The following is a 23159-nucleotide window of genomic DNA, read 5'->3' on the forward strand; positions in this document are numbered from 1 at the left end:
CATTTATTTGGAAAATGAAATAATAAGAGAAGAAAAATTTATGAAGAGGTGACATCAGTGGATTTGTTTTTAGTGATCTTACCGGTATTAATCGTCTTCCTAATTGGTTATATCGGACAAAGAGTCATCGGTTTTAATATCAAAAATATTTCTACCGTATCGTTGTATTTAATGTCTCCTTTTTTAGCTTTTCGTACATTTTATACAACAGCATTGACAATGGATTATTTATACATATGTTTGTTTGCAATTTGTTTGGTGATCGCATTATTTCTCATTACTTGGATTTGGTCTCACTTTCTAAGAGCTGAGCGATCTGAACTATCAGCTATGATGCTTGGCGCTGTCTTTATGAATAGCGGTAATTATGGTGCACCAGTCGTTTTGTTTGCATTAGGTTCTCCTGGATTTCATATTGCAGTCATCATTATGGTTCTCCATTCCTTATTTATGAATTCTTTAGGCATATTCTTTGCAGCAATTGGTGGAAAAGGACAAGCAACAGTTAAACAAGCATTACGTAATGTTTTTAGAATGCCAGTTTTATATGCCTGTATTATTGGAATAATTCTTCAACTGATGCACGTACATGTTCCAACATCAATAATGAATGGAGTGGACTTAGTTGCTGATGCTTCCATTCCTGTGGTCATGCTGGTATTAGGAATGCAACTTGCCACTATTAAGAAAACTCGCGTAAAATATCGGTTCGTCTCTTCTGTTAGCTTCATTCGAATTATTATTTCGCCACTTATTGCGGCAGTCATATTATGGTTTATGCCAGTAAGTGATTTAATAAAGTCCGTTTTAATTATTCAAGCAGCAATGCCTGCAGCTGCTAATACAACAATGCTTGCGTTACAATTTGATACAGAACCAGATCTAGTGTCATTTACAACATTTGTTACAACAATGATTAGTATTTTCAGTATCCCTGTAGTCATGTATTTTTTAGGAATTTAGAAGAAATTCAAGGAGATATCCCGTTTTAAAAACGATTTCTTCAAAATAAAATTTAATTTAAATATAAAGCGAGGTTTTACGATGAATAAAATTCCTCCAGTTGCGTTATTATTAATAGCTACCATACTCTGGGGTGGAAACTTTGTTATTGGGCGAGCTGTTGCAAATGATTTGCCACCGTTTACTTTAGCATTTCTAAGATGGTGTGTGGCGTTAATTGTTTTTCTACCAATTACATATACAGCACTTAAACGTGATTGGCTTCAAATAAAAAAGCATTGGATTATTGTTATCATATTAGGCTTTACTGGAGTAGCAAGTTTTAATACCCTAGTTTATATTGCGTTACATTACACTACATCCATCAATGCATCGTTGATGAATATGTTAACACCTGTTATTATTTATATCTTGTCTTTTATTTTCCTTAAAGAAAAATTAAATCGAAATCAAGTTATTGGTACAGCGTTTTCTCTCATTGGTGTTATGACCATTATTTCAAATGGATCACTAAAAACACTACAGCATTTTACATTCAATAAGGGTGACTTGATTGTAATCATTGCTGTAGTACTATGGAGTATCTATTCATTATTAGTGAAACAGTATGCAAAAGAACTTCCTGGACAATCAACATTTCTCATTTCAATTGTTGTAGGAATCGTTATTTTGTTACCATTTTATATACATGAATCCTTGACCACTACAATGGCTATTCATTGGTCACTGACTTCAATTTCAGCTGTACTTTATACAGGTATTTTAGCATCAATAGTTGCCTTTATCGCTTGGAATACAGGGGTTATTAGATGGGGAGCTAATCGTGCAGGGATTTACTTAAACTTTATTCCAGTTTTTGCATCAATTTTTGCTGTTCTTTTCATAGGTGAAACGCTCCTTACTTCGCAATTAATAGGTGGTCTCCTTGTTGTTTTAGGTGTCTATTGGACAAGTCGCAAAATCATCAAAACTGCTTAATATTTCTAGCTTAATGATTGATTTAAAGAGATAACAGTTTGTCTTCAAAAGAAGTTGAAGAAGTTGTCTAGAAAGTATAACCTAAACAAAACAATACTTTTTTTGCTATATTAATTTTCATTTCAGGTAGACGCTTTCCATTCCAATCAACAGGTGTATGTTCTAAATAAAAAATCTGTTTACTTTCAATTTAGAAATAAGCAGATTTTTTTCTTTTCTATAATATCTTATTTGAACAAAAGCTACTTTTTAATTGATCCCCCATTGAAAAAAAGTGAGGTAAATAAACAAAGTCATTGTTTTGATTTCCTTTCTATATTGTTCTTTAGTTTTCTCAATAGTCTCTTCTCATAAGGAGGGAGCCACCACTACGAAAAATTAACGGATTAGCACCATAATAATTTCTCTAAGTGATTTTATATGACTTTTTGAACATCCCCTCTTTATTTTCTAAAATCCCTCCCAAATGTTAATACTTTTAACTTAGTTATAATTTTCCAAATAGATATTATGCAATACTACTACTCTACGTCTAAATATTCATTTTTCAAATGTTACAATTTTTACTTGCCATTTGTAACATTTGTAATATATAGTTTAGTCAAGGAGGAATTATCCATGAAAAAGAAAACGATTTATTCAATTATAACGCTCGCAACTTTAGCTTTTGGAACATTTTCTATTTTACTATCACCAACGGCTTCAGCGGTCTCATCTAATGTTACAAATGTTACAAAAAATACAGGTAGCGAACATACTCCTACATATAAAACAGCATCTATTAAATCATTCAAAATAATTCGTACTAATAAACCTTTAAAAATATATCAAAAAGCTTCAACCAAAAGTAACGTGATGGATTCTATTAAAAATGGTCAAGGTGTTGTTGTTTTAAAGAAATATAGCAACGGATGGTCTAAAATCTCATTACAATTTAACGCAGGATTTATACAAACAAAATATTTATCTAGTGTAAAAACTAATAGAAAAACTAATTTTGCAATGAATACACAAAAAACATATTCATATTATTCCCCAGAAAATAAAGGTTCAGGTTTTAAGACATACTATAAGGCAACTTTTAAACATCTATATGCTGCCAATAAAACATTAACTAATTTTTGGTATTTTAATTCTGAACCTGATGCAATTGGAAGAATGGAATTTGAAACTTCTAAGGGACTTTATGTAGGATACAAGGATATAGGTATTGCAACTTTAGCCATCGAATATCCTGTAAAACGAAACAATTCTTGGAAGGGTCTTGATGGTCAAATATTAAAAATTGTTGAGACAAATAAAGTTGTTAAAACAAAGGCAGGTATATACAAAAATGTAGTTGTTGTGAAAGAAGGTAAAGGTAAAAACTATTCGTACTATGCGCCTCAAATTGGTTTAATCAAACAAATTTTTAATGGCAGGACAATTAACGAACTTACTTCAATCAAATAGCTCCGTGGCGTATCAAATTGAGTATTACCAAATTCCTTTTTGATACCCCTTCATATATATTATTCCGTTCAAAACAAGTGTTTTTTGTTTTGAATGCTAATTAAATCGATTGTGTTTTTTCGAGCAGTAAGATTCCCTTTTCTCTCTTAGTTGAGATGTATTAAAGGGATCTTACTGCTTTTAAATTTGAGTAACCAACTAAAAAACTATTGCAAAAAATATTGGTCGAACTGCTTTTTAGCATTATAAAACTTTGTTTCTTTCCCTAACGATTATTTTTCGAAAAATAATGTTATAATGTATATCTATGTTTGATATGAAAGGCGTTGAAAGACTTGATTTTAAAAAATTTGCCCAAAAGATTAGAAAATTATGAGCATATCCATTTAATTACACATACAGATTTAGATGGTGTTGGACCATCAATTGTGTTACGTGCATATGGCATTACACACTCACCTTACTATGTTGAAACACGTAAAGTGGATGAAGCTGTACAAGCTCGTTTAGCTGAATTAAATGATCACGAATTATTAATGATTACTGATTTATCTGTTAATGATGAAACGGCTGAAATGATTGAAAAGGTCAATCGTAAACCTGATGGTCGCTATGTTATTTTAATCGACCACCACGCATCAGCAATTGCATTAAATAATTATGAATGGGCTACTGTTCTTCCTTCAGTAAATGATATTAAAATGTCAGCAACTACTTTAATTTTTAAAGCTTTAAAAGATGCTGAATATGAAGTATCTCCGATTATCCATGTTACAGACGAAGAAAACGATGAAATTGAAACTACACCCGATTATTCTGTAGTTGAAAAAGAACTTTTCTTTGATCGTTTAGCTCATTTAGTTGAAGATATTCGATTATATGATACATGGGACTGGAACGTACTCTCCATTCAAGAAGCAGCTGATTTAAATACTATTTTCTACGCTAGACGAAGACATGATTTTATCGATGCACGAATGGATTATATTTTAAATGGTCAATTATTTACGCCTGAAGATACTGCCTACCTTGAGTTTTCTAAAGATGAACTACGTAAAATATTAAAGAAAAAATCAAAACAAATGGTCATCGTACCTAATTTCCAATTAAAAGGACACGAAACACCTTTAAATATCGGTGTTGTCGAAACAGATTCCTATTATAGCGAATTAGGAAACCATCTAGCTGAAAAATACACTGAAGAAATCGATGTAGTATTTATCATAAGTCTTGTCAAAAATCGAGTTTCACTCCGCTCCATTGGGGACTCCATCAATTTATCTGAAATTGCAAAAGCTTACAATGGGGGTGGCCATCCAAATGCCTCTGGTTGTGATCTTTCCGAATTAGGACCAGAGTTTTTAACTGCAGTAATTGAAGCAAGTAAAAATAAATAATTTTTAACATAAAATGTAAAGTATACAACCCCTTTTTGGGGTTGTATTTTTTTATTTAGTAAAGCTATGTACTTTTATTTTAATATTAAAATGTCTGTGATTTTCTTTATTTTTTAGTTAACTTTTCCTCTAATCAGTAAAAAAAAATTAATTATTTTATAGAAAATAGTAGATTATTCTAGTAATTTTATGTATAAATATAGTTAGAAACCGATTACATTTAATTGTTCAGAGTGTTTCGAAATCTCCCAACTAACATTCGTCTTAGTAATTTTCCGAAAAAATTATCATGTTATTGCTTTTCGTATTAATTGAACAATTTCATGTTATTTACAGAAGGATGAAGTTGTGGAAACATTTCATTAGGGGGTATTTATTTATGGAAGCAACAATTGAAAGTCGTATTGGATTAAAAGAATTAGCAGACAAAGTCGTATCAGCTGAACAAGCAGCTGCCCTTATTTCCGATGGTGATGTAGTAGGTATGAGTGGCTTTACTCGTGCTGGCGATGCAAAAGTCGTACCAATGGCGCTTGTAGAACGTGCTAAAACTGAAAAATTCAAAATTGATGTGTACACTGGTGCATCTCTAGGTCCAGAAGTTGACAACTATTTAGCTCAAGCTGGGGTTATTCGTAAACGTGGACCTTTCCAAGCTGATAAAGGCATTCGTACATTGATTAATAATGGTGAAATTCTGTTTGCAGACATGCATTTATCTCATGGTGCAGAACAATATCGTCAAGAAATCTTTGGACCAATTAAATATGCTATTCTTGAAGCTGCTGCAATCACAGCTGATGGTTATTTAATTCCAACAACTTCTGTAGGTAATAACCCAATTATTGCTGATGTTGCTGAAAACATCATTGTAGAACTAAACATTTCACATCCTGAATCTCTTATTGGAATCCATGATATCTATGTTCCAGAAGAACAAGGTAAACGACAAGCAATACCTTTAACAAACGCTGCTGATCGTATCGGCGAAAAAGGTATTAAAATTGACCCTGCGAAAATTAAAGCAATTGTAATTTCTGAAGAACCTGATGCTCCTTCTCTAATCGTGCCACCAGATGAAGAAACACAAGTTATGGCTAATCACTTATTAGATTTCTTCCGTTCAGAAATTAAAGCTGGCCGTTTAACAAACACATTAGCACCACTTCAATCTGGAGTAGGTTCTGTTGCTAATGCTGTTTTAGATGGTTTCGCTGATTCTGAATTTGAGCATTTACAAGTTTTCTCAGAAGTATTACAAGATGCTGTTTTCAATTTAATAGATGCTGGTAAAGTCGATTTTGCTTCAGCAACATCTATTACCCTTTCAGAAGAGTTAGGCAAACGTGTATACGGAAATCTTGATCAATATGCAGATAAATTGGTTTTACGCCCTCAAGAAATTTCAAATCATCCTGAAGTAATTCGTCGTTTAGGTTTAATCTCCATTAATACAGCTCTAGAAGCCGACATTTATGGAAATGTAAACTCTACTCATGTTTCAGGTAGTAAGATGATGAATGGTATCGGCGGATCTGGAGATTTCGCACGTAATGCTCGCTTAGGTATCTTCGTTACTAAATCCTACGCTAAAGGCGGTTCAATCTCATCAATCGTACCTATGGTGCCTCATGTTGACCACACAGAACATGATGTTGATGTAATTGTTACAGAACAAGGCGTTGCCGACCTTCGCGGTTTAGCTCCAAAAGAACGTGTACCGTTAATTATTAATAACTGTGCACATCCTGATTTTAGAGAACAACTTTGGGATTATTATAATGCTGCTGTAGAAGCTACAGGCAATGCACAAACACCACATATTTTAAACCGTGCATTTGAAATGTATGATCAACTTGTGAAAACAGGTTCAATGAAGAAATAATACATCTCATAATTAGGGGCTGTCCAAAAAATGGATCAGCCCCTCTTTTATTGAAATCTTTATCATACACTCTTTAGTTTCATTACTTAAAGCAAAAAAGTAAGTGGTTAACTTTTAGAACCTTCAAGAACATCGCTACGAAAAAGCTGTAGGAACCGTAAGAAAGTGAACGCCTGCCCTCCTCTCTTTTATTATAATTTTAATCGTATATTATGTAATTTTAGATAAAAGGGTTTTTAGCCTATACCTCATCCCTCTCCTGATTAGTTCTTTCTGAAAAAAATATGTAAAATAAATAAATCTCTATAGTAAATTCTTCTTGGTACTTCATCTTAAATAAGATTTTTTAAACGAACTATTAATGTAAACATAATGCTATAGAGCTTTCCTGGTATCCATGATATAATAGTAGCATTGTGAATAAGGAGGTACTTGCATGATTCAAGTAAGTAACGTAGGTCTTCGCTATGGCGACCGTAAGCTATTTGAAGATGTTAATATTAAATTTACACCTGGTAACTGTTACGGTTTAATCGGTGCCAATGGTGCGGGTAAATCTACATTTTTGAAAATATTATCTGGAGAAATCGAACCACAAGATGGACATGTTAGTATGAATCCTGGTGAACGTCTAGCTGTTTTAAAACAAAACCACTTCGAATATGAAGAATTCTCCGTTTTAGAAACAGTTATGATGGGGCACAAACGATTATATGACGTGATGCAAGAAAAGAATGCCATCTACATGAAAGATCCTTTTACTGATGAGGACGGTATCCGTGCAGCTGAATTAGAGGGTGAATTTGCTGATATGAACGGTTGGGAAGCAGAATCTGATGCAGCAATTCTACTACAAGGCTTAGGGATTCCGGAAGCAATGCACTATATGAAAATGGCAGAACTCACTGGTTCTGAGAAAGTAAAAGTATTGCTTGCTCAAGCTTTATTTGGCAAGCCAGATGTTCTTTTACTAGATGAGCCTACTAACCACTTAGATTTAAAAGCAATCCAATGGTTAGAAGAATTCCTTATTAACTTTGAGAACACTGTAATTGTCGTATCCCATGACCGTCACTTTTTAAACAAAGTATGTACGCATATTGCAGACCTTGACTACTCTAAAATTCAAATTTATGTGGGTAACTATGACTTCTGGTATGAGTCTAGTCAATTAGCTCAAAAAATGTTAGCCGATCAAAATAAGAAAAAAGAAGAAAAGATTAAAGAATTACAAGAATTCGTTGCTCGTTTCTCTGCGAATGCTTCGAAATCAAAACAAGCTACTTCCCGTAAGAAAATGCTTGAAAAAATTGAACTTGACGACATTAAACCATCAAGCCGCAAATATCCTTATATTAACTTCCAAATGGAACGTGAAATTGGTAATGATGTTCTGACAGTTGATGGATTGAGTAAATCAATCGAAGGTGAAGTTCAGTTTAAAGATTTACGCTTCTCTATGAATAAAGAAGATAAAATTGTTTTACTTGGTAATCCAATTGCTAAAACAGCGTTTCTTAAAATCATTGCTGGCGAAGATGAAGCTTTTGAAGGTTCATATAAATGGGGTGTGACAACATCTCAAAGCTACTTCCCTCTTGATAACGAAGAGTTCTTCAAAGGAAATGAAAAAACTCTTGTGGAATGGTTACGTCAATTCTCTCCAGAAGATGAAACAGAAACATTCCTACGTGGCTTTTTAGGGCGTATGTTATTTAGTGGTGAAGAAGTAAAAAAATCACCTTCTGTTCTTTCTGGTGGAGAAAAAGTACGTTGCATGTTATCTAAAATGATGCTTTCTCACTCAAATGTGCTTTTATTAGACGAACCGACGAATCACCTTGACCTTGAATCTATTCAAGCGTTAAACGAAGGTCTAATTAACTTTAAGGGTGCTATGATTTTCACATCACATGACCATCAATTTATCCAAACTATTGCAAACCGTGTAATTGAAATTCGTAATGACGGATCTATTCTAGATAAACAGCTTACTTATGATGAGTTCTTAGAATGGAAAGAAGCAAATAATTTGGATTAATCTTTATAAAAAAGAGCTGTAGTTATTACTACAGCTCTTTTCTCATATTTTAAAATAGCAGAAATCCTAAACTTATAATAATACCAGTAAAGATCAGAACAAAAACACAGAAGCCCATAATATCTTTTGCTTTCAAACCTGCAATTGCAAGTGCCGGTAATGCCCAGAACGGCTGAATCATATTTGTCCACGCATCTCCCCATGCAATAGCCATTGCTGTTTTTGCATAATCAACACCAAGTACATGCGCTGCGTCTAGCATAATCGGTGCTTGAACAGCCCACTGTCCCCCTCCCGATGGAACAAAAATGTTGACAATACCAGCTGCAAAAAACGTAAATAATGGAAAAGTAGTTTCATTTGAAATACGAATAAACCATTCTGAAATAACGGCTGCCAAACCTGATGCAGTCATCATTCCCATAATACCTGCATAAAAAGGAAATTGAAAAACAATGCCACCAGTAGTTTTAATCGCCTGATTTACTGCCGCAAGAAATTTTCTAGGTGTTCTATGCAAGATAATTCCTAAAACTACAAAAATCATATTCACTACATTTAAATTGAGATCAAAGCCTCTCGTTGCAAAGTGCCAAATAAGGTAAATTAATCCTAAAGCACCTATAAACACAGTTAGAATTACACTCGTTTCAGAGCGATTCGAAAAACTATTTTTCTGTTGGATCGTATATTCATCTACTTCGACGTCATCGTTTAAAAGTTCAGGATTTACAACAACGGTCTCTTCTTCTTTCGGCATCATCCAACGATTAAAGAATGGTAATGTAAGGAAGATCATAATAACAATGAATAAGTTATAAGGTGAAAATATCGTCTCGGTAGTAGGAATAACCCCCATTTTTTCAGCAAATGGATGACCTTCTGTTGCAATTGATAGCGGTATGGAACCTGCAAGGCCTCCATGCCAAACGATAAAACCAGAATATGCACTTGCAATTAATAATCTGTAATCTATCTTAGGAACTTTACGAGCAATTTCCTTTGCAAACAGTGCTCCGATTACGAGGCCAAAACCCCAATTAATCCAACAAGCTATTATAGAGATAAAGCTAACAATAATAATAGCACGAGCAGGTGTTTTAACTTTAGATGCCATATTACTAAGAATTTTTTTGAAGAATGGGCTATTTGCTAATACATGCCCTGCAGCTAAAACCACTACCATTTGCATAGTGAATGCCAATAATCCCCAAAAACCATCTCCCCAATAAGAAACCATATTCATAGGAGTAGAATCTGTAAATATAAGTCCAAGTATTAAAACAAGTGCAGTTAAAATAGCAACAAAAACATATGGATCTGGTAAATACTTTTCCATTAATGCATTAGACCATCTTGTCAAAACTTTCAATATATCCCTCCTCCGTTAAAATATATGTCATAAAAATTTCATATATCATCGAATTATAGAAATATTGATAGGTATTCTAAATTAGAAAAAACATAAAAATGAAATTCATGTTGAATGTTTATCATTTTCACAATTACTATGAATGACAAAATTAATGCAGATCATTAAATTTACAAAACAAAAAGGAGCATCCCATCATAGGATGCTCCCTTTTTTAAACGTTATTAGAATTTAGTAACGTTTGCTGCTTGTGGTCCGCGGTTACCTTCAACAACTTCGAATTCAACTTTTTGGCCTTCTTCAAGAGTTTTGAAGCCTTCACCTTGGATTGCGCTGAAGTGTACGAATACGTCATCTTCACCTTGTACTTCGATAAAACCGAAGCCTTTTTCTGCGTTAAACCATTTTACTGTACCTTGTTTCATGTGAGAAAACCTCCAAATAAATAAAAAATTTTTAATACGCAATTTTCAACCGAGATGAAAGATTTACATATTACAAAAAGCATCTATTCGCCAGCTACTCTTTGTAATACATAAATTTAACTTGATCAAAACTATGTATTTAAGTAAAAGGGGTAAACAAGTTACCCCCCTAATTAGCAGTAAATTAAAGTTTAGTAACGTTTGCTGCTTGTGGTCCGCGGTTACCTTCAACAACTTCAAATTCTACTTTTTGACCTTCGTCAAGAGTTTTGAAGCCTTCGCCTTGGATTGCGCTGAAGTGTACGAATACATCGTTTTCGCCTTCTACTTCGATAAAACCGAAGCCTTTTTCTGAGTTAAACCATTTTACTGTACCTTGTTTCATGTGAGAAAACCTCCAAAAAAATTAAAAGTTAACAAATAAAAATTAACAACCCAAAAACAAAAATTCACATATTACATAAAGTACCGATGACAAGCCGATCACTTTTTGTAATATGTGAATGGAAGTTTGCGGTAAATCAATTTCATTTGTTAAACATATTATACCACGTAAAAAATCAATGTCAATAAAATTGAAGATTTTTCAAAAAGTTTATTACTTTAAACTTGGGTCAATTATTTTCTGTCCAAATGATTCCATGATAGGTCTGAATATCATCATCACATGCTTCACAAAATTGAATTTCATCATCAGACCAAAACGCCCAAAAACGTTCCTTTTTATGTGCATGATACATATATTTTTCTTCAAACTTTTTTAAAGTTGCATCTAAAAAAATTCTTGCTTCCTCTTTATTGTCAAAAACTTTTTCCTCTACAATATTCTCTTCCCAACCCTCAAATTGCCACCAAGGTTCATAATCTGCTTTTATATAAATAATCTTAAACATCTTTGTCAATCCTTCTAATTATTTTTGTGAAACGTTTTACAAATCAACTTAAATCTATCTATAATACAATTAATCTATATGCTAATATTACTATATATACCAATCCAAATGTATCAGGAGGAAATCTATGTTCACATCAATTAGGCCTAAATTAGAAATGAATCAACTTCTAGAAAGAGGTACTGATATTTCAATTGAAGGACGTTTTAAAGAAACGTTGGCATTTAATCACTTTACACAGAAAGACGAGCAAACTTTAAAAGAATTATACAAAAAACTAGAAGCTTGTACACCTTCAATGAAAGAGATTTTTATCTCCTATTTAAAAGAGATTTCTCCAAATAAACAAAACCCAATTGATGAAAAATATATAGAAAGATATTTACATACATTTTTCAATACTGCACGAAATGAAAAATATGTGGACGAAATTGTTAATTTCTTTTATTTATTTAGACATCATAAATATGAGCCTGGTAAAACAATTGTCTTATTTAATCAATTCGCATTTTATATTACTACTCATATATTGTATAACTTTGGCTTTAAACCTGCCAAAGCTTTTGACTTTATGCGTTCTTTCCAATCTGCTGTTAATATTGATCAAGAATTACTTTTTGAAGTTGCTACAGAACGTATGGTGGAACATTCAGTAACAGAAGTTTCTTCTTTAATGGACACAGCTTCTCAAATTATGTTTATGAAAGATTTAGTCCTTAACTTAGATCGTCAATCGGAGGAAATACAATCTTCCACAGCTGCAACAGAACAAATTACAGCTTCAATTAGTGAAGTTGCAAAAAATTCAAATCGAATCTCTGAAAAGACTTCTGAATCTGTAAAAAATGCAACTAATTCTAAAAATACAATTTCTTTTGCACTTAATGAGATTTTTAAAACAGGTGAAACATTTACCTCTATTGTGCACTCATTTGATGAATTGCAAAAAAGAGTTAATGAAATTGAAAACGTTGTTACTTTAATTAAAGGAATAGCTGATCAAACAAATCTACTTGCACTTAATGCTTCTATAGAGGCTGCAAGAGCTGGTGAACATGGTAAGGGATTTGCTGTAGTTGCACATGAAGTTCGAAAACTTGCAGAAAATACTGTCTCAGCTTTAAGTGAAGTCTCTTCTAATGTTCAACATTTAAAAGAGTACTCTGAAACCGTTGCGACTTCCATTACAGAAACAACATCTATTATTAAAGAAGCAACAGGAGAAGCAAAAAACTCTTTACCTCTTTTGACTCAAATTGTTGAAACAATTGAAGACATTAATACGGATGTAACAAATACGGCTGCTATCTCAGAAGAACAAGCTGCTGCCGCTGATGAAGTTGCAAATCGGATGGTTCAGATAACTGATTTACAAGAAAATATTAGAGAGTTAGCTCATAATACTTCATCTGGCATTCACCAATTAGGTAATCAAATTAATCATTACAGATTAAGTCTTATTGATGATAATAATGTTCAGCTATCTAGCCTTGCCTTACTACAATTATCAAAGGCTGATCACATTTTATGGAAATGGCGTATTTACAATCTGTTCTTAGGCTTAGAGAAAATTTCTGAAAATGAAGTTTCCTCTCATAAAGAATGTCGTTTAGGCAAATGGTACACTTCGAAAAAAGCAACAAATCGATTTGGAAATGAACCCGCATTTAAAGAACTTGATCATTATCATCAAGAAGTTCATGAACAAGCTAAATTAGCAGTTCAACTATTTAATAATGGTCAATTACATGAAGCAGAAAATGCATTACACAATATTGAAATTTCATCCGTTAAAGTATTAGATACTATAAATAAACTAGTCGAAAAAATTGAAAAAGAACGAGCAATACTTTAAATTTAATAATAAGAAGAAATTGAGCCGGCACGGATACTTCGTCGGCTTTTTCCTTTCGTACTATTTATATATTAAAATAATATTATGTATCTTTTGTTAAACAATTTCACATATTGAATTAAAACTCTTATTTATACATTAGTGAAACTTTCTCACGCTATATTCGTACTTAAAATAAGAGCGTTAGAAGGAGGCAAATTCAGTGCTCAAATTTGGACAATTTATCGTAAGAAACTTTCTAAATATATTCGTTATGCTTACCACATGGATCATCAGTACATGGAACTTTGACGTTAATTTTTGGATAGGTTTCTTATTAGCCATAATAAGTTATTTTCCATCTAACTTTATCATTAAGAACATCCAAAAAGTACGTTACTTAAAAAAAGTTGGACTAACTCGTTCAGAATATAAACATATTGAATCACAATTACTGGAAGCTCAAGGTGAATTAAGAAATTTAAATCGTAATTTCACAAAAGTTCGTTCAATATCAACATTTAAGCAGTTATTAGAAATGAATCGCTTAGCAAAACGAATTGTAAACATTGTAAACAAAGATCCCAAAAAATTTTATCATGTAGAACAATTTTTCTACGCTCATCTTCATTCTGCTAGTGAACTAACTGAGAAATATGCCCTTTTATCTTCTCAGCCACTTAAGAATTCTGAAGTTCACTTAGCTTTACAAGAAACCCGTGAAACTTTAGAAGATTTAAATAATATTATGCAAGAGGATCTACATTCAGTACTTGCTACAGATATTGAAGAACTAAAACTGGAGTTGGATTTTGCTCAGCTATCAACAGCCCAAAAACAAACTTCAGCCACTATGAGAGGAGACTCTAAATGACCAATTCACCTTCTAATTCATCTAAATCAATAGACGATTTACTTAGTAATCCATTTGAATTACAACCAGAAACACTTCAAGAAAATACTAAGCCAACTGAAGCAAAAACACTTTCAGTACTTGAACGCTTACCGGAGGAAGACCAACAAAAAGCCAAGCAGCTAGCCGAACAAATACCTGTGGGAAATTATGAATCGATTTTAACATATGGGGCAAATGCACAAAATGAATTATCCCGTTTCTCTCATCAAATGCTCGACCATGTACAAAGAAAAGATATAGGACCAGTAGGTGATGTACTAAAAGATTTAATGGACAAATTAAACGAACTTGACCCTGAAGAACTGCAACAAGGAAAAAAAAGTGGTCTTCGCAAATTATTCAGTCGAGTTTCTCGTTCTTTACAAGAACTGATGACAAAATATCAAAAGCTTAGCACCCAAATAGATCGAATTGGTATCCAACTAGAACACTCTAAAGCAGGATTAGTTGAAGACATTCTTATGTTAGATCAACTCTATGAGCAAAACAAAACATATTTTCAAGCTTTAAATGTATATATTGCTGCAGCTGAATTGAAAAAGGAAGAAATCGTTACAAAATTACTTCCTGCATTAAAACAAAAAGCAGAAAGCTCTCAAGATCAAATGGATGTACAAGAATTAAACGATTTATCTCAATTTGTTGAACGGCTTGAGAAGCGAGTTTATGATTTACAATTATCACGTCAAATCACATTACAAACTGCACCACAAATTCGTATGATTCAACAAACAAATCAAACATTAGCAGAAAAAATCCAATCTTCTATTATGACAGCCATTCCTTTATGGAAGAATCAAATTGCTATTGCTTTAACCTTAAATAATCAACGGAAAGCTGTAGAAGCACAAAAACAAGTCACAAAAACAACTAATGACTTACTTCTAAAAAACTCAGAAATGTTAAAAGTAAATACAATTGAAACTGCTAAGGAAAATGAACGAGGTCTAGTGGAAATTGAAACATTAAAGAAAACTCAAGAAAATTTAATTTCTACAATTGAAGAGACATTGCAAATCCAAGCAGACGGACGTCAAAAGCGCAAAGCAGCAGAAATTGAAATTGCTCGGATGGAAGAAGATTTAAAACAACGATTACTTGCTATTCATACAAAACAACAAGAAAGATCGCCTTACTAATAAGCAGAAAAGCTGTCTATCCAGAAGGAAGTTATTTTGATATGTGGTTGGGTTTATTGTAGAAAAAGTTTTAAAATTGAAAGAAAAAAGCGCTTCTCTGTTAAAATGAAGAAGCGCTTTTTTTAGTCAAACATATCTATTTCTGATTAAAATGAACACTTCCTCTTATACTTATTGGCTTTGAATAACGAGAGTGATCATCTTTCTCAAAAGTCTTATTGTAACATCCGTAAATTTTTCCACACTATCTGCAGCTACTGTATGTGTGCCATAAATCTTATGGAAAAGTTGTAGCTGTTCTTCATTTGGCATCTCTGTATTTAAAAATAGATGCAGTATTTGAATGTTCTCTTTCTCAGCTTCTAGGACGGCTTCTGCAGTGTCTTTTATACCATTTTGCGCATAATCAAATGCAGATGGCTCCCCATCAGAAAATACAAGTAAAAAGCGATGTTTTTCACTACGATCGTTTAATCGTTTGGTCATCCAGCGAATGGCAAATCCATCACGATTATCTTCATGTGCGGATAGAGACATAATTGCTGTGCCACTATCTGTATGACCATCATCCAATTTATGCAACCATTCAAAAGTATTTGGTTGAACTTCCGATGTTGCTTCATAAGCATCCTCGTAAAAAGAAACCATTTCATGTGGGATATTCATTTGTCGTAAAACATCGTGGAATAATAAGACAGCCTTTTTGGTTTCATCCATTTTATCCATCATAGATGCTGAGCCATCAATAAGTAATCCAAAAACTGCATCCAATGGTTTTGCAGGAGCATTTTTTTGATAAAAAGGTTTTGGATGATCTTCTAATAAAAAATGGACTAATTTTGAGGAGTCTAATCGCCCTTTCGACAGGTGCTCTCTTTTAGCTATTTCCTTCTGGGTAATTCTTTTACGAAATTCTGTTGTTAATGCTTTTACACTTGGTGCTTGTTCTGAACGCCATCTTGCCAATGTAGTAAGAACTTGTAAATCTTTTGTCTCTTCAATTCTTTTTTCTTCAAATACAACATTTACATTTTGTTCACCATATTCTTGCCCTGCCTTCCGTTTACCGCGAGGAATTTTTTTAGCTTCATTCATTTGAGCTCTTTGTACAGTTGCATTTGTATTAGAAGCCCCACCCGTTCCTTCTTCGGATATATTATTACCATCTTGTCCTTCTTCTGCTTCTAAACTTATCGCTTTTCCTGCGTTTCCACGTTCTAATTCATAACGCAAATGTACACCTGTTTCTTCCTTTGTTTCTCTATGCCACGTTCGAAACAATTGCTCAATCGTTTCTTTTGATTCTTTCTGATTGCCACATTCTTGACCTTTTACCCCTTTGTGTTCATGGAATTTTGCAGCTTCTGGGATTGAATCTAACAAAGCATAATAATTTAGCATCAAATCTTTTTTAATACTTTCCTCAATGTATGCCATTACTCGAAAAATTAAATTTATGCTATCCAGTGTTGAGTTCACATCGTAAATTTGTTGAAAAGGTAGCAATGCAGGTTCAAATTTTTCTGCTACTTCATTTTGAGGTAACTTCATCATCCCATCATGAGCTGCTAAAAAGAGATAATTAACGAAAGCGTCTGCTATAAAACCTTTTTGAGAATTGACTTCAAATCGGTGTTTATGAGAATCAATATACGCATTTCTTCTAATTTTAAATGCTTTCGTTGTGCCTGGACGTTTTTTTAAAACAATGTCCATTAGTCGAAATTCTTCAACTAGTAGAATGAGCTGCCTGAATAGGTTTCTCAATGGATGAACTTGGATTTCCTCTTCAAAAGTAAGCCAATCTTTGACTGAAAACTCTTGCCAATAACCAAGAGTGAGTAAATAGATATCGGAAAGTCGCCCTAAATGCATAATTTCATCATTGCGATGTTGCCAAAAAACACTTATTGCTATTTGATGCTCCTGTGGTTTCAATTCAATTAATTGACGTTCGGTTAAGGATAGATCTGGAGAATTCGAGAGTGCTTTTGCAAGTTGCTCATAATGAAGTATTAATCTAGGATCAATTTGTTCATTATTAAATTGGATAAATCGACTTAGTTCGGCCAATTCGAAAACCTCATTTCATCCATGTATTTGCTAATTCAATAACTAAATCTTTTTCACTTTGGTCATCTAATTTTTCTGCAATAGCATATCGGATTGCTCTAAGAGGATCCATAAATTGTGCTAATTCTGTAGCATCAAGTAAGCTTCGAATAGAAGCAGCTTCTTCACTTAATAGACCGTTAATAACTTGTTGTTTTAAATCTTCTGCAAGATTCAACATAAGTGTTGCCAAAACATTTGATAAATTCGGAAATCTCTTTTCCCATAATTCTTTTAGCTGTTCACCATTCAAATATGGAATACTAAAAGAAACGAAGCGATTTTTTAATGCTTCATTCATTGGTGCTGTTCCAATATAACCTTCATTGATTGCTGCAACAACACTAAAATCAGGATGTGCTTGAATAACTTCACCAGTAAAAGGATTCGTTAGCATTCTACGATAGTCCAAAACACTATGTAAAATCGGTAAAGTTTCAGCTTTTGCCATATTTATTTCATCGATGTAAAGCAAATGCCCTTGTTTCATCGCCTTTACAACGGGGCCTTCTTCAAATTCTATGATTGTTTGTCCATTTTTTTGTACAATTGTTTTAAATCCTAGTAAGCTTTCAGCATCCAAATCCACCGAACAATTAATACTGTGCATTGGTTGATTAAAAAATTGAGATAATGATTCCGCCATTTTTGTTTTACCAGAACCTGCTGGTCCCTTTAATAACACAGGTTTTTTTAGTGTTACACTTAGTAAAACATCATCCCATAGGTACTCATTCGGAGAAATATAACCGCCATCCCCTATCAAACGTAAATCTTCATTGGTATGGTTGCGATTTTTACGGATTTCTTGCTCATGTTGAATAATTTGTTGCATACTCCTTACTCCTTTCATTTGCTTATGGATGATCACTTTCCTAATTTTCAATTGTTACTATTTGAAAAAAACATCCAATACACCTAATTTAGAAATATTGTCGATCTTCCTATCTTTTCGATAAAAAAAAGCTTTTCGCCCACGATCAGTAAGCGAAAAGCTCATACATTACTAAGATTATTCGAAGTAATTTTTGTAATAGCCACCAACATGACCTGTATTATCGATAACGAAATAAAATTCTTCTGTTTCGTTTTTTACTTCATATTCTTTTCCAACTGTCAGAACATTTGATACTAAATATTTTTTTGCATCTGTATGTTTACAAGTGACTTTTTTGATTGTTGGTGCTTCTTTCCAATTTAAATGAATCATTCTTTAAAACAACCTCTCTTAACTAAATACATATCTATGTCCTATTTTAAACGATTTCAATATGTTTGTCCTAAAAATAAGAGGATTTTTTTGAAAAACTTTGGAAATACGGAATTTAAATGCCTTTTAAAGGGAACTAAGAAGAAATTATGCTACTATAGGATAAGAAATTATGGCTGCTATTTCAGTGTTTTTAAGAATTGATTGGAGGTGTCTATAATGGCATTTAGTGGTGTACCTTTATGGTTCTTTATCTTGGCTTTTTCCTTTTTTATCTTATTTTTTATTATTGCTGGATGGCTTACAAGGAAATAAAGATTTTGGTTATAAATGCTTCTTGTTGTTTAAATATTTGAATGCCGTGGAATACTGACAGCATAATCAATTTCTGATCTTGCGTAAAGGATGATTTCACTATGAGACTAACTATTCAGGGGAAGAAATTTATCACGAATTTAACTGCTGATAATAAGTACCATTTGCTTCGCTTTTATGCTGTAGCAGATCGAAACGGGATGCAGTATGCTGCTGATATTGATACCCCAATTCACACTGATATCATAATGGAAGTAGAGGGTATACATGTAGCGATATCACCAAAATTACTACCCGTTTTAAAGGACAAAATTATTCATTCTGAAACTGTCAACGGCGTGACAGGAATTGTGTTGTTAGATGAAGAACACACACATTTAACTTTATGAAAGACCGGTATCTTAATGATACCGGTCTTTCATATGATAGCTTAACTTTTAATATATTCTGCTATTGCTTTTCCAATTTCAGCTATACATTTTTTTCCCGTAAAACCATCTTCCCAACCTTGAGATAGAACAACAGCATATAGTTGTTTTTCATGATATTGAATGATTGCTACATCATGATCAACACCTGTTAAGCCGCCTGTCTTATGATAATAATGAATTTCTTCATCAAAAGTATAAGAAGGTAACATTTCTCGAAATTGTTGGTTTCCCATTATTCTGAGGGCATCTATTTGCTGTTTTTCATTAAGAAAGTTGTTCTTTTCCCCTATTTGTTGAAGTATCATTATCATATCTTTTGCAGTAGTTACATTGTCTAAACCTTTTAATACAGCATTTTCATCCATAAAATATCGTTGAATCTTACTATCTTCACAGCCAATATCTTGCATGAATTGATTAACCTTTTCCATGGAAATTGCTTTTAACAATGCGTTTGATGCGGTATTATCTGAAACAATAATCATTAATTCCATTAAATTACGGTATGTAAATGGTAAATTGCCCGTTAAGAATGGTATGACACCAGCACCTTCAACTATTAGTTCTTCTGGTAAAACAGCTACTGTATCAAGGGCTTTAGAAAGGGTTAGGTAGCTTGTAAGTAGAATGGGGATCTTCATAACACTTGCAGCTCGGAAGATTGCTTTTTCTTGGTGATAAAAAGTATGCTTCCCATCTAAAATTGCAATTCCTATCTTTGCATCCTTATATTGACCAATTATCTCATGACATTGTGTAGCAAATTGTTGAAACGTCATCTATTAGCCCCCTATCTATTAATTTATTTGAAAATCAGCAATTGCCTTTAAAAACGCTTCTCCATATTTCTCCAATTTGTTTTCCCCAACTCCATTCACTTCTAAAAATTCTTGCGCACTTGTTGGCTTTTTGGCACACATATCTCGTAGTGATTTATCTGAAAAAATAACAAATGGTGGTACATTCGCTTCGTCTGCTAATTTCTTTCGAACAATTCTTAGTGATTCAAATAATGGATCTGTTTCCGCGATTTGCTTTGTGACGAGGACACCCTTTCTTTTTACATTTAAATTTGCCACTAAGACTTGTTTTCCTTTTGGTGTGACATAAATTGTTGGCATTGTCCCTTGATTCACAGCTAATAATTCCTCAGCAATCATAAATTCCATAAAATTCGTCACTTCTTTTATAGTCATTTCTTTTAATAGACCATATGTTGATAAACTTTCAAATCCGAAGCTGCGAATTTTTTGGTTTTTTGAGCCGACTAAGACTTGTGCAACCATTGTTTTCCCAAATTTTTGTCCCATACGAATCACACACGATAATACTTTTTGGCATTCAACTGTCACATCAAATACTTCGCGATCATCCATACAATTACTACATTTACCACACTTTTCTTCTGTTACATCACTAAAATAATTGACTATATACTGTTGTAAGCAATTTTCAGTGTGACAGTAATCCACCATACTTTGTAGCTTTTGTAATTCATTTGGTATCCGTTCTCGGTCATCTGTTTGATCAATGAGGAAGCGTTGTGTTTGAACGTCTTGTGGAGCATAAAGCAAAATACATTCACTTGGTAACCCATCTCGCCCTGCTCTTCCCGCTTCTTGATAATAACTCTCCATATTCTTAGGTAATTGATAATGAATAACAAATCGAACATTAGACTTATCGATTCCCATTCCAAAGGCATTTGTAGCTACCATTATTGAAGCTTCATCATGTAAAAATCGATTTTGCTCGTTTTGCCTTAAACCCTCAGATAAACCAGCATGATATTCGGCCACTGAAATGCCTGCTCTTTTTAAAACTTCATAAAGATGATCTACTGTTTTTCTAGTAGCTGCATATATAATACCTACTTCATGGTTGTTTTTCTTTACAAAATCTTTAATATAGCGCTCTTTATTTTGGCCGATGATGACTGAAAAGCTTAGATTACTCCGAGCAAAACCCGTCATCACTGTGTTTTCTACCGGAATATCTAATTGATGACAAATATCGTCCCGAACTGCTGGCGTCGCAGTTGCTGTTAGTGCGACGACTACCGGCTTATTGATAAAGCTTTTTGTTAATCTGCCAATCGCTCGATAGCTTGGACGGAAATCATGTCCCCATTGTGAAATACAATGGGCTTCATCAACAGCAAGTAATGGTACTTTTAGTGAAGCTATTGTTTTTACAAAAGCAACTGATTCTAAACGTTCAGGAGCTATATAGAGTAGTTTATAGTGACCTTCTTGCAAATTTTGCATTATTTCCAGTATTTCATTTTGACTTAAGGAAGAATTAATATATGCAGCCTCTATACCCATTTCTACTAATGTATCTACTTGATCTTGCATAAGTGAAATTAACGGAGAAATGACAATTGTTGTTCCCTCTAACATTAACGCTGGAATTTGATAACAAATCGATTTTCCTCCACCTGTTGGCATTACGCATAAGCTCGATTTACCAGCTAGCACTTGTTTAATAATTTTTTCTTGTCCCAATCGAAATTCGCTATAACCAAAATATTGTTGTAAATAATGCTTTGCGTTTTCAATCATAAATTCGATCACCTTTCGTTTCTATCCTGTCATTATTGTACCATTTCCATATTATTACCACATTTTTAAATTGCTCTTTTCTTAAGTAATTGTAAAATAGACTTTTATATTCTAAGTACGAACGTATTTGGAACAGGGATTAAATTTCTTTCAGTGAAAGACCTTTTCACTTGCTAGATTTAACCGTATAATAGACTAGTTGCAAATTTTTTTAAAGGAGTAAGCTATCATGTGGTTTTTCTTTTCAATATTGACTGCTCTAGCATGGGGCGGTGCAGACTTATTCTATAAAAAGGGTTCTGACAGTAACGACAAATACAGTCATTTGAAAATTGTTGTGATGGTTGGACTTGTTATGGGAATTCATGCTACAGGCTATATGCTTTATAAAGGAATCCATTTCCAACCGTTTGATATGGTGAAATACTTACCAGTTTCATTTTTCTATATCGCCTCAATGACAATCGGATATGTGGGTTTAAGATATTTAGAATTATCCATTTCTTCACCAGTACAAAATTCTTCCGGAGCTATTACAGCTATCTTGTTATTTATATTTTTCCAACAAGATCTTGATTGGGTTCATATTTTAGGTGTAATCATCATTACAGCAGGTGTAATCGGAATTGCAGTTGTAGAAAAACAAGAAGAAAATAAAGTGATGACATTAAATAATGTACAAGTAGATAAAAAATATCAACTTGGATTTATGGCTGTAATGTTCCCGATTATTTACGCATTACTTGATGGGGCCGGTACTTTTGCAGATGGTATTTATTTAGATGAATTAAAACTAATGAGTGAAGATGCAGCACTTTTGGCTTATGAATATACATTCTTTATCTGTGCTGCAATTGCCTTTATTTATTTAAAAGGCATTAAGAAGGTACAATTTAATATATTTAAAGAGCGTAATAAAGCCTGTGCTGCTATTTTAGAAACAACAGGTCAATTTTTCTATGTATACGCTATGAGCGCCTATGCAATTATTGCCGCTCCCCTTATTGCATCATACAGTATTTTCTCTGTCATTCTTTCTCGAATTTTCTTAAAAGAAAAGTTAACACCAAGACACTACTTTGTCATTGCAGTCGTTATGATTGGGATTATTATTTTAGGCGTTGCTGATGAAATGTAATAATCATAAGCCTATTTAAAAAGGTCACTTTCAACGGAAGTATTTCAACATATCTCAACATATCTTATAAAATTGAAAATATACTTATAGGTAA

The 23159-nt window shown here is 33.1% G+C and carries 20 protein-coding genes; 11 read left to right on the plus strand and 9 right to left on the minus strand.

Annotated elements, in window-relative coordinates; all coding sequences use genetic code 11:
• The first annotated feature begins 57 nt into the window (after nucleotides 1–57).
• The 6 genes from CEF14_RS05935 (at nucleotide 58) to CEF14_RS05960 (ending at nucleotide 8716) form a co-directional block, all read left to right on the plus strand.
• Nucleotides 58–963: an AEC family transporter gene (locus tag CEF14_RS05935; protein WP_102692007.1), complete on the plus strand. Its 906-nt coding sequence runs from the start codon at nucleotides 58–60 to the stop codon at nucleotides 961–963.
• A gap of 81 nt (nucleotides 964–1044) precedes the next feature.
• Entirely contained in the window at nucleotides 1045–1941 is an 897-nt protein-coding gene (locus CEF14_RS05940) for a DMT family transporter (protein WP_102692008.1), read from the plus strand.
• Between the two features lie 618 nt (nucleotides 1942–2559).
• A complete protein-coding gene (locus CEF14_RS05945; RefSeq protein WP_102692009.1) occupies nucleotides 2560–3393 on the plus strand; it encodes an SH3 domain-containing protein in 834 nt (277 codons plus the stop codon).
• Between the two features lie 350 nt (nucleotides 3394–3743).
• Nucleotides 3744–4790, plus strand: coding sequence for a DHH family phosphoesterase (locus tag CEF14_RS05950; RefSeq protein WP_245890066.1), 1047 nt, complete (start codon nucleotides 3744–3746; stop codon nucleotides 4788–4790).
• 379 nt (nucleotides 4791–5169) lie between these two features.
• Complete coding sequence (locus CEF14_RS05955) at nucleotides 5170–6675, plus strand: succinate CoA transferase (protein ID WP_102692011.1); 1506 nt, start codon at nucleotides 5170–5172, stop codon at nucleotides 6673–6675.
• A gap of 436 nt (nucleotides 6676–7111) precedes the next feature.
• Nucleotides 7112–8716, plus strand: a complete 1605-nt coding sequence (locus CEF14_RS05960) for an ABC-F family ATP-binding cassette domain-containing protein (RefSeq protein ID WP_102692012.1) — start codon at nucleotides 7112–7114, stop codon at nucleotides 8714–8716.
• 49 nt (nucleotides 8717–8765) lie between these two features.
• Here CEF14_RS05960 and CEF14_RS05965 read toward each other — a convergent pair whose 3' ends face one another.
• The 4 genes from CEF14_RS05965 to CEF14_RS05980 all read right to left on the minus strand — a co-directional run bounded on the left by CEF14_RS05965 (nucleotide 8766) and on the right by CEF14_RS05980 (nucleotide 11406).
• Nucleotides 8766–10088, minus strand: a complete 1323-nt coding sequence (locus CEF14_RS05965) for a short-chain fatty acid transporter (RefSeq protein ID WP_102692013.1) — start codon at nucleotides 10086–10088, stop codon at nucleotides 8766–8768.
• Between the two features lie 224 nt (nucleotides 10089–10312).
• Nucleotides 10313–10513, minus strand: coding sequence for a cold-shock protein (locus CEF14_RS05970; RefSeq protein WP_102692014.1), 201 nt, complete (start codon nucleotides 10511–10513; stop codon nucleotides 10313–10315).
• Nucleotides 10514–10697: 184 nt separating this feature from the next.
• Nucleotides 10698–10898, minus strand: coding sequence for a cold-shock protein (locus CEF14_RS05975; RefSeq protein WP_102692015.1), 201 nt, complete (start codon nucleotides 10896–10898; stop codon nucleotides 10698–10700).
• A gap of 229 nt (nucleotides 10899–11127) precedes the next feature.
• Nucleotides 11128–11406: a DUF1033 family protein gene (locus CEF14_RS05980; RefSeq protein ID WP_102692016.1), complete on the minus strand. Its 279-nt coding sequence runs from the start codon at nucleotides 11404–11406 to the stop codon at nucleotides 11128–11130.
• A 127-nt stretch (nucleotides 11407–11533) separates the two neighbouring features.
• On the opposite strand from CEF14_RS05980, the gene CEF14_RS05985 reads away from it, so the two are divergent.
• The 3 genes from CEF14_RS05985 (at nucleotide 11534) to CEF14_RS05995 (ending at nucleotide 15295) form a co-directional block, all read left to right on the plus strand.
• On the plus strand, nucleotides 11534–13261 hold the full coding sequence (locus tag CEF14_RS05985; protein WP_102692017.1) for a globin-coupled sensor protein: 1728 nt from the start codon (nucleotides 11534–11536) through the stop codon (nucleotides 13259–13261).
• Between the two features lie 202 nt (nucleotides 13262–13463).
• Complete coding sequence (locus CEF14_RS05990; RefSeq protein ID WP_102692018.1) at nucleotides 13464–14114, plus strand: 5-bromo-4-chloroindolyl phosphate hydrolysis family protein; 651 nt, start codon at nucleotides 13464–13466, stop codon at nucleotides 14112–14114.
• Nucleotides 14111–15295 carry a toxic anion resistance protein gene (locus CEF14_RS05995; RefSeq protein WP_102692019.1) on the plus strand — a complete coding sequence of 395 codons (1185 nt, stop codon included), beginning with the start codon at nucleotides 14111–14113 and terminating at the stop codon, nucleotides 15293–15295. The genes CEF14_RS05990 and CEF14_RS05995 overlap by 4 nt, the downstream gene beginning before the upstream one ends.
• Before the next feature lie 171 nt (nucleotides 15296–15466).
• On the opposite strand, the gene CEF14_RS06000 is transcribed toward CEF14_RS05995, so the two are convergent.
• The 3 genes from CEF14_RS06000 to CEF14_RS06010 form a co-directional block, all read right to left on the minus strand.
• A complete protein-coding gene (locus tag CEF14_RS06000; RefSeq protein ID WP_102692020.1) occupies nucleotides 15467–17368 on the minus strand; it encodes a vWA domain-containing protein in 1902 nt (633 codons plus the stop codon).
• Between the two features lie 10 nt (nucleotides 17369–17378).
• On the minus strand, nucleotides 17379–18242 hold the full coding sequence (locus tag CEF14_RS06005; RefSeq protein WP_102692021.1) for an AAA family ATPase: 864 nt from the start codon (nucleotides 18240–18242) through the stop codon (nucleotides 17379–17381).
• A gap of 177 nt (nucleotides 18243–18419) precedes the next feature.
• On the minus strand, nucleotides 18420–18617 hold the full coding sequence (locus CEF14_RS06010; protein ID WP_102692022.1) for a DUF6501 family protein: 198 nt from the start codon (nucleotides 18615–18617) through the stop codon (nucleotides 18420–18422).
• Between the two features lie 416 nt (nucleotides 18618–19033).
• On the opposite strand from CEF14_RS06010, the gene CEF14_RS06015 reads away from it, so the two are divergent.
• Nucleotides 19034–19321: a hypothetical protein gene (locus CEF14_RS06015; RefSeq protein WP_102692023.1), complete on the plus strand. Its 288-nt coding sequence runs from the start codon at nucleotides 19034–19036 to the stop codon at nucleotides 19319–19321.
• 41 nt (nucleotides 19322–19362) lie between these two features.
• Here the strand turns inward: CEF14_RS06015 and CEF14_RS06020 are convergent, their stop codons facing one another.
• Both CEF14_RS06020 and recQ read right to left on the minus strand, forming a co-directional pair.
• Nucleotides 19363–20142: a serine hydrolase gene (locus CEF14_RS06020; RefSeq protein WP_102692024.1), complete on the minus strand. Its 780-nt coding sequence runs from the start codon at nucleotides 20140–20142 to the stop codon at nucleotides 19363–19365.
• 18 nt (nucleotides 20143–20160) lie between these two features.
• Nucleotides 20161–21927 carry a DNA helicase RecQ gene (gene recQ / locus CEF14_RS06025; protein WP_211284567.1) on the minus strand — a complete coding sequence of 589 codons (1767 nt, stop codon included), beginning with the start codon at nucleotides 21925–21927 and terminating at the stop codon, nucleotides 20161–20163.
• 229 nt (nucleotides 21928–22156) lie between these two features.
• Between recQ and CEF14_RS06030 the strand changes: the two genes are divergently transcribed.
• Nucleotides 22157–23065, plus strand: a complete 909-nt coding sequence (locus CEF14_RS06030) for a DMT family transporter (protein WP_102692025.1) — start codon at nucleotides 22157–22159, stop codon at nucleotides 23063–23065.
• Nucleotides 23066–23159 lie beyond the last annotated feature (94 nt).

This window comes from Rummeliibacillus pycnus (assembly GCF_002884495.1).
GTDB lineage: Bacteria > Bacillota > Bacilli > Bacillales_A > Planococcaceae > Rummeliibacillus > Rummeliibacillus pycnus.

Coding starts and splice junctions, on each gene's coding strand:
- CEF14_RS05940 (WP_102692008.1), top strand. CDS start 1,045: ATGAATAAAATTCCTCCAGTTGCGTTATTATTAATAGCTACCATACTC.
- CEF14_RS05945 (WP_102692009.1), top strand. CDS start 2,560: ATGAAAAAGAAAACGATTTATTCAATTATAACGCTCGCAACTTTAGCT.
- CEF14_RS05955 (WP_102692011.1), top strand. CDS start 5,170: ATGGAAGCAACAATTGAAAGTCGTATTGGATTAAAAGAATTAGCAGAC.
- CEF14_RS05960 (WP_102692012.1), top strand. CDS start 7,112: ATGATTCAAGTAAGTAACGTAGGTCTTCGCTATGGCGACCGTAAGCTA.
- CEF14_RS05970 (WP_102692014.1), bottom strand. CDS start 10,513: ATGAAACAAGGTACAGTAAAATGGTTTAACGCAGAAAAAGGCTTCGGT.
- CEF14_RS05975 (WP_102692015.1), bottom strand. CDS start 10,898: ATGAAACAAGGTACAGTAAAATGGTTTAACTCAGAAAAAGGCTTCGGT.
- CEF14_RS05980 (WP_102692016.1), bottom strand. CDS start 11,406: ATGTTTAAGATTATTTATATAAAAGCAGATTATGAACCTTGGTGGCAA.
- CEF14_RS05985 (WP_102692017.1), top strand. CDS start 11,534: ATGTTCACATCAATTAGGCCTAAATTAGAAATGAATCAACTTCTAGAA.
- CEF14_RS05995 (WP_102692019.1), top strand. CDS start 14,111: ATGACCAATTCACCTTCTAATTCATCTAAATCAATAGACGATTTACTT.
- CEF14_RS06005 (WP_102692021.1), bottom strand. CDS start 18,242: ATGCAACAAATTATTCAACATGAGCAAGAAATCCGTAAAAATCGCAAC.
- CEF14_RS06010 (WP_102692022.1), bottom strand. CDS start 18,617: ATGATTCATTTAAATTGGAAAGAAGCACCAACAATCAAAAAAGTCACT.
- CEF14_RS06015 (WP_102692023.1), top strand. CDS start 19,034: ATGAGACTAACTATTCAGGGGAAGAAATTTATCACGAATTTAACTGCT.
- CEF14_RS06020 (WP_102692024.1), bottom strand. CDS start 20,142: ATGACGTTTCAACAATTTGCTACACAATGTCATGAGATAATTGGTCAA.
- recQ (WP_211284567.1), bottom strand. CDS start 21,927: ATGATTGAAAACGCAAAGCATTATTTACAACAATATTTTGGTTATAGC.
- CEF14_RS06030 (WP_102692025.1), top strand. CDS start 22,157: ATGTGGTTTTTCTTTTCAATATTGACTGCTCTAGCATGGGGCGGTGCA.